The organism is Bradyrhizobium pachyrhizi (assembly GCF_001189245.1).
Classification (GTDB): Bacteria; Pseudomonadota; Alphaproteobacteria; order Rhizobiales; family Xanthobacteraceae; genus Bradyrhizobium; species Bradyrhizobium pachyrhizi.
This window is the reverse complement of the sequence record NZ_LFIQ01000116.1, coordinates 366-6869: the sequence shown is the minus strand read 5'-3', so window position 1 is coordinate 6869 and position 6504 is coordinate 366. Positions and strand designations below refer to the sequence as shown.

The window sequence follows — 6504 nt, the reverse complement described above, 5'->3', positions numbered from 1 at the left end:
TAGCGTCACGGGGACCTGGGCGTCGCGCAGTGATGTGAAGAACTGCAGGAACATGTGTAACCCTTGGTGCAGCAGATCGAGATGGCACATTGTATCTCGACTGCCCTATCTCCGCGAGCCGGACAAACACCCCGCAATACTCAGCGGTGAATAGGCCCACAACACCTTCGAATAGGCATTCCCCGAGTTCTGACTTGATCAGTCGTTGCACCACCTATTACCCATCTGAAAACCGCTTTGCTCAAACGACGAGTTCACAATGAAGTTCAAGGGAACCGAAGATTACGTGGCAACCGACGACCTAGAAATTGCGGTCAATGCCTCGATCGTTCTGGAGCGCCCTCTACTGATCAAGGGCGAGCCAGGGACCGGAAAAACAGTGCTCGCCGAGGAAGTTGCCAAGGCGTTCAAGGCGCCACTCTTAACATGGCACATCAAATCGACGACGAAGGCACAGCAAGGTCTGTACGAATACGACGCGGTATCGCGGCTACGCGATAGTCAGCTCGGCGATTCCCGCGTCACCGACATCGAGAACTACATTAGGCGCGGAACGCTTTGGGAGGCTTTCACAGCCGAGACGCGCCCGGTGCTCTTGATCGACGAGATTGACAAGGCAGACATCGAGTTTCCTAACGACCTCCTGCTCGAACTCGATCGCATGGAATTTTATGTCTACGAAACCGGGCAGACAATTAAGGCCAAACAGCGCCCGATTATTATGATCACTTCGAACAACGAAAAGGAGCTGCCGGACGCATTCTTGCGACGATGTTTTTTTCACTTCATCAAGTTTCCCGAAATTGACACTCTTGGCCGCATCGTAAACGTGCACTTTCCGAACATACAGAAGCGGCTTCTGGAAGAAGCACTTCGCATCTTCTTCGAGGTTCGGGAGGTACCCGGCATGAAGAAGAAGCCTTCCACCTCCGAGCTGCTAGATTGGCTCAAGCTTCTGCTAAACGAGCAGATGACGCCGGAAATGCTTAGGGAGCGCGATCCGCGTAACTTGATTCCGCCGTTGCATGGAGCCCTTTTGAAGAGCGAGCAAGACGTGCACCTGTTCGAACGCCTGGCATTCTTGAGCCGGCGTGAAGTTTGAGCAGCGACCTGAGCAGGTCTCGACCGAAACGGGCAACGCACATTCCTCACTTAAGTAAAAGCCGGATACTCGTATCGAAAACCTAGTGACGTCCGCTCTTGATCGGTATCGTTATGCGAACATTCTGATGGCCGCCGTCGTACAAGGGCAAGTACGCCATCGAAGTCGTCGTGAAAATCTCGGAGTGCGGGCAGTCGTTCCTTTCAACCGGACGACCGCTCCACTCGCTACGGCTAGCCTTTGACACTGTCCGGTGCCACCAAATTGAGTGGCCGGCCGACCAGATCGGCACCGGTGTTCGCATCCATCAATATAGGCCGGATCTCTTGGCCCGTTTCGGCGTCCACGAAGCGGTTGAGCCGGTCACCGGCGGGCCGCCGTCGGGCCCAGTCCCCGAGCAGCACCAATATCGGCAAGAACTCACGCCCGGCCTCAGTCAGCACGTATTCATCTCGGGGCGGTCGTTCGCAATAGCGCCGGCGCTCCAGCAAACCATGTTCCACCAAAGCGGCGAGCCTGCGGGTGAGGATATTGGGCGCAATATTGAGGTTAGTGCGGAACTGGTCAAAGCGCGACAAGCCTTGGCTGGCGTCCCGTAGGATCAGCATGCTCCAAGCGTCGCCGACGTGAGCCAAACCGCTAGCCACGGGACAGAGATCGTTAGATTCTTCTTTGAAGTCCATTGCAAAACGATAGTGACTCAGGGTATTGAAATGCAAGTTACTCCGCAATGGACGAGTTAGATAGAGGAATATCATGACCGACACTGTAGTTCGGAAGGCGATTGTTACCGGAGCTTCGACCGGGATCGGGGCGGTCTATGCTCGCAAGTTGGCGAAGCGGGGTTATGACCTGGTCGCCGTAGCCCGAAATGCTGCGCGACTCGAAGCCAACGCGAGGGAGATCCGAGAGGAAACCGGTCGCGCGGTGGAGGTAATCGTGTCCGACCTTTCCAAGTCAACTGAGGTGACGAAACTGGCTCAGCGCGTCACCGAAGACTCGACCATCGCGTTTCTCGTTAACAACGCCGGCGTATCGTCATACGGTGGGATGCTACAAAACACGCTGGCGGACGCCGAGAGCTTAATCGCCGTCAACGTTACCGCCCCGACGCTCCTCTCCATCGCTGCAGCCAAAGCGTTCGTAGCGCGGGGCGGTGGCGCTGTGGTCAATATCAGCTCGATCACGTCTTTCGCCCCGGAGATGTTCGACGGCGCCTATAGCGGCTCGAAGAACTACCTGCTCAACCTCACAGTATCGCTCGCCGGCAGTACCAAAGATGCCGGCGTACGTTTCCAGGTAGTTCTGCCCGGCCCGATCGACACGGAGATGTGGGCGCGCGCCCGCGTGCCGGAAAGCGTGATCCCACGCTCCAAGATCATGAGCCCTGAAGATCTTGTCGAGGCGGCGTTTGTCGGTTTCGACCGAGGTGAGGTCGTCACTTTGCCCGCTGTTGCCGATGAGAACGTCTGGACTTCTTACGAAGCGGCTCGTCAAGCTCTCAGGCCTTACTTGGCCGCCGGGCAACCTGCGCCGCGCTATCGTGCCCTCTCTCGGACCTGAACGGCCAAGCTTCGCCCTCGAGAGCGTTCTATCTCCTGCCTTCCGGCCGGTAACCGGCTCCATTCACTGTCCGTCCGGGAGGCTTTCAGTTCGGCTGGCTTTCAGTTGAGATTTTTCGTTGCGCTCTAGTCGGCGTGGAACACTGTCCAGCGGTTGGGACAGACGAAGCGCGAACGGCTGATGCGGTTCGCTGCAGCGCCGCGCGGTGTGTGCAGGATCGCCCGCAACCAGCTTTGAGCGTACCATCAATACTTACACTCCAGCTTGATCCGAATCGTCCGATTGAGACCTCGAGCAACGACTTGTCGGCGTGCTCGTGAATGTAAGCGCGTCACGACCGATGGTCCCCGCGGCGCTCGGACAAAGATCGGCGATTTTGTTTTCCAGACTAGTTCCACAGAGCCCAATTGAGCATAGCAAGCGTTCGATCGGTCCGGGCTCTCACACTCTACGAGAAGGGACATCATCATCGTGAAATCCGCTCGTCTCGCGGGCAGCAAGCAATTAGCTACTTCGGAGAGTAGCGTCCTAAACTATGCCGGGATCTTCGGCCGCATGGTCACATGTTCACCGAAGCTTTTGATTGGTGGGTCGACCTGTGCATCGACAAGCCCGCTCGGCGCTCGGAACTCACAGGCATCCGCGCATTAAGCGGCTCGTGGCAGGCGTTCGCTACAATGTCATATCAGGCGAGATCATAAACTTGCTCGGCCGCGAGCGAAAGCTCGCGCGCTTGGTCGTTCGGGAGAACAATCGCGTTGCAAGGCCACACTACGCGTCTGAGGCGCTAGCTATGTGCTCAGCTCGAGCGATAAACTGGGTCGAGTGCTACAATCCTTTCGTATTCCCGATTTACCCTGAAACCAACTGCGAGATTCAGAGAGTTCGGTTTCAAGGAAGCGGCGAACTTGGCGCGTCATCTTTCTGAGATCGCTCTCTCGGCGTCGCAGCAGCCAGAGATCCATATTCGCTGCTTCTTGTGGCAACACCCGTACGAGGCCTTCTGCCAACGCGAAGGGCACGGCCAAGAAAGCGATGCCAAGGCCTTGCCCAACGGCTGAGAAGTGGTTCGCGAGCGGCATAATACGCAGGCCATTGCTTGCCTCTGCAGCGTTCTTAAAGCGGGTGAGCAGCATCATCTGTCCGGCCCGTTCGCCCTGTAGATCAACAAAATCCATCGGGGTCGATACGAGCTCGCATTCTGGCAACTCGTCTAAGGATCGAGGAGCCGATCGACCCGATAGATAACTTGCAGAAGCAAACAGCCCAAATTCGACCGACGCAACACGCTTTCCGACGAGGTCGTCGTCGCCCGGATGCCCCATGCGGAGCACGAAGTCGAGGTCGCTTGCCGCGAGGTTCTGCTTGCTAATAGTGGATGTTATCTCAATGCGCAGCTGATTGTATTGAGCTCGCAGCTTTGTCATGCGAGGCAGGAGCCAGTGCTTCGTTAGCCCTTCGGTCGCTGAGATCTTTACTGCCGACGACCGATCATTCACGCGAGCTGAGATATTCTTATTGAATGACTCGAAGGAGCGAACCATCTCGTCGGCCGACCGTCGGAGTTCCTCTCCCTCCTGAGTCAATTTGACGCCAGTTGAGATACGGAAAAATAGTGGGGCCCCAACGTAGCGCTCCAGCTCCTTCAGGCGCCTGCTTAGCGTCGGCTGGCTCATCCCCAATTGCCGCGCTGCACGATTGACGCTGCCGGTCTTGGTCACCGTTGAGAACAGCCTGAAAAGGTCCCAATTCGCTTCGGTCATTCGCTCCTCCCCGGATGATGCGCCCGATTGCCACCGGATCAGCTAATGAAGCCACCCAATTGTGGGACGACACCATTAGGGCGGCTCGAGGTCTTTGAATTCAAAATATGACGATCGTCATTCAAATTCAGCATGATGCTGATCATTCAGAACGTCAAGTAACTTTCTCCATAAAATTGAATCTATAGATTCATAACTTACGATTTTCCGCAACTAGCCATGGCTACGCCGGGCCAACATGCTCGCTCGGCCGCCGAAGCTTCGGGGAAGGCGGCATGCCCGGCCATAGCCGTTCGAACAACGGCGTCGCTTCGCTCCGCCTATGACGAGTGACCAAGGGCGAGGGTCACAGCAACACGGGCGCTAAAGATGCAGGGATCGCTGTGGGAAAAAATCGGTGAAGGCGCCTCTCCAAAGCCTACGCCTGGGCGCCGGGGCAAGTCGTCAAACTGTTCAAGCCCGGCTTGCCGCGGCGGAGCGGCGGATGCCCCGGTTCGAGGTGCACATGATCCGCGCCGTCCACGCCGCCGGCGTTCCGGTGCCGGAGGTGTTCGGCGAGGTGCCCCCTGGGACGGGCGCTTCGGCATCGTGCTGAAGCGCCTCGACGAACCGACCCCTGCTGCAGCTAACCCGAACCGGCGCGGTGACGTTCGAACAGGCCGGCGCGATCATCGCCGCTCTTGCCATGTCCATTCACAACACGCCGCTGCCGCCGGCGGTCCTCTCCATGCGCGAGTATATGGAGGCTCAGTTGAGGCACGACGACGGCAAGCTCCCGAAGCACATCGCCACTGAAATCCTCGCGCTGATCGATCGCTTGCTGCCGGGCGACGGGCTTTGCATACCGACCTGAGCCCCGGTAACGTGATCATGGCAGCGGAAGGTCCAAGGCTGGTCGACTGGGTCAGCGCGATGCGCGGGCCCGCCGTCCTCGAGCTTGAGTTCTTGCCCGTGATCCTGTCCGAGCTCGGGCCGGAAGTCGCCGACAATCCGGAGCGGCCGCGCGTGACCAATGCGGCGGCGCAATCCGAATATGCGCGGCTGGCCGGCATGTCTCTCGCGGAGCAAACGGCGGCAATGGAGCCGTATTTGCCCATCGTCCGCACCTTCGCCGTTCTCGGCAACGCGGTGCCTGCGCTGCGGGGGCGGCTGATCCAGCACATCGAAGCGGCTCTGCGCTCGGAAGACTGAATTGTTTCGGTCGCGGATGCGAGCCGGAGTGGCCAGTCGAAGCGAGCCGCAGTGTCTCCTTTGGGTCACGAGGTGCCATCTCTGGAGCGGGTCGCATATCGGCTTTTTCTCACAAGCAAAAAATCCCGAATCCATGGTTGAGCGCCATAGAAAGCGATCCGCTCATGAAAAGCGCAATCTGGCGGCTCTGTCAGAGGATGGCAGCGCCAAGTCCGAAACAGGTCCAATTACATCGCCTTGACGATGTTCTCGGTGACCTTCTTGGCGTCGCCGAGCAACATCATGGTGTTGTCGCGGTAGAACAGCGGGTTGTCGATGCCGGCATAGCCCGAGGCCAGCGAGCGCTTGATGAACATCACGGTGCCGGCCTTCCAGACCTGCAGCACCGGCATGCCGTAGATCGGCGAGGTCTTGTCCTCTTCCGCCGCCGGGTTGGTGACGTCGTTGGCGCCGATCACGAAGGCGATATCGGCCTGGGCGAACTCCGAGTTGATGTCCTCGAGCTCGAACACCTCATCATAGGGCACGTTGGCCTCGGCCAGCAGCACGTTCATGTGGCCGGGCATGCGGCCCGCCACCGGGTGAATGGCGTATTTCACCTCGACGCCTTCCTTCTTCAGCAGGTCGGCCATCTCGCGCAGCGCGTGCTGGGCCTGCGCCACCGCCATGCCGTAGCCGGGCACGATGATGACCTTGGAGGCGTTCTTCATGATGAAGGCGGCGTCATCGGCCGAGCCGAGCTTGGCGGGCTTCTGTTCGCCCGAGCCGCCGCCGGCAGCGGCAGTCTCGCCGCCGAAGCCGCCGAGGATCACCGAGATGAACGAGCGGTTCATCGCGTGGCACATGATGTAGGACAGGATCGCGCCGGAGGAGCCGACCAGCGCA

The 6504-nt window shown here is 58.6% G+C and carries 7 protein-coding genes; 4 read left to right on the top strand and 3 right to left on the bottom strand.

Annotated elements, in window-relative coordinates; translation table 11 throughout:
* Nucleotides 1-259: 259 nt before the first annotated feature.
* Complete coding sequence (locus tag AKL29_RS31070; RefSeq protein WP_050386789.1) at nt 260-1102, top strand: AAA family ATPase; 843 nt, start codon at nt 260-262, stop codon at nt 1100-1102.
* A 233-nt stretch (nt 1103-1335) separates the two neighbouring features.
* Here the strand turns inward: AKL29_RS31070 and AKL29_RS31065 are convergent, their stop codons facing one another.
* On the bottom strand, nt 1336-1785 hold the full coding sequence (locus AKL29_RS31065) for a winged helix-turn-helix transcriptional regulator (protein ID WP_050386788.1): 450 nt from the start codon (nt 1783-1785) through the stop codon (nt 1336-1338).
* Between the two features lie 73 nt (nt 1786-1858).
* Between AKL29_RS31065 and AKL29_RS31060 the strand changes: the two genes are divergently transcribed.
* Nucleotides 1859-2665, top strand: coding sequence for an SDR family NAD(P)-dependent oxidoreductase (locus AKL29_RS31060; RefSeq protein ID WP_050386787.1), 807 nt, complete (start codon nt 1859-1861; stop codon nt 2663-2665).
* A 791-nt stretch (nt 2666-3456) separates the two neighbouring features.
* Here the strand turns inward: AKL29_RS31060 and AKL29_RS31055 are convergent.
* Nucleotides 3457-4428, bottom strand: coding sequence for a LysR family transcriptional regulator (locus tag AKL29_RS31055; protein ID WP_063779978.1), 972 nt, complete (start codon nt 4426-4428; stop codon nt 3457-3459).
* Between the two features lie 643 nt (nt 4429-5071).
* On the opposite strand from AKL29_RS31055, the gene AKL29_RS45820 reads away from it, so the two are divergent.
* Nucleotides 5072-5281 (top strand): hypothetical protein, encoded by a 210-nt coding sequence (locus tag AKL29_RS45820; protein ID WP_244482518.1) that lies wholly within the window; start codon nt 5072-5074, stop codon nt 5279-5281.
* On the top strand, nt 5266-5619 hold the full coding sequence (locus AKL29_RS45815) for a protein kinase family protein (RefSeq protein ID WP_244482517.1): 354 nt from the start codon (nt 5266-5268) through the stop codon (nt 5617-5619). Before AKL29_RS45820 ends, AKL29_RS45815 begins: the two co-directional genes overlap by 16 nt.
* Nucleotides 5620-5846: 227 nt before the next feature.
* On the opposite strand, the gene AKL29_RS45810 is transcribed toward AKL29_RS45815, so the two are convergent.
* Nucleotides 5847-6504 (bottom strand): NAD(P)(+) transhydrogenase (Re/Si-specific) subunit beta (locus tag AKL29_RS45810; RefSeq protein ID WP_244482516.1); only part of this gene is annotated, 658 nt, incomplete at its 5' end.

Excerpts from the sequence above, each read along its gene's own strand:
- AKL29_RS31065 (WP_050386788.1), bottom strand. The coding sequence starts at position 1,785 with ATGGACTTCAAAGAAGAATCTAACGATCTCTGTCCCGTGGCTAGCGGT.
- AKL29_RS31070 (WP_050386789.1), top strand. The coding sequence starts at position 260 with ATGAAGTTCAAGGGAACCGAAGATTACGTGGCAACCGACGACCTAGAA.
- AKL29_RS31060 (WP_050386787.1), top strand. The coding sequence starts at position 1,859 with ATGACCGACACTGTAGTTCGGAAGGCGATTGTTACCGGAGCTTCGACC.
- AKL29_RS31055 (WP_063779978.1), bottom strand. The coding sequence starts at position 4,428 with ATGACCGAAGCGAATTGGGACCTTTTCAGGCTGTTCTCAACGGTGACC.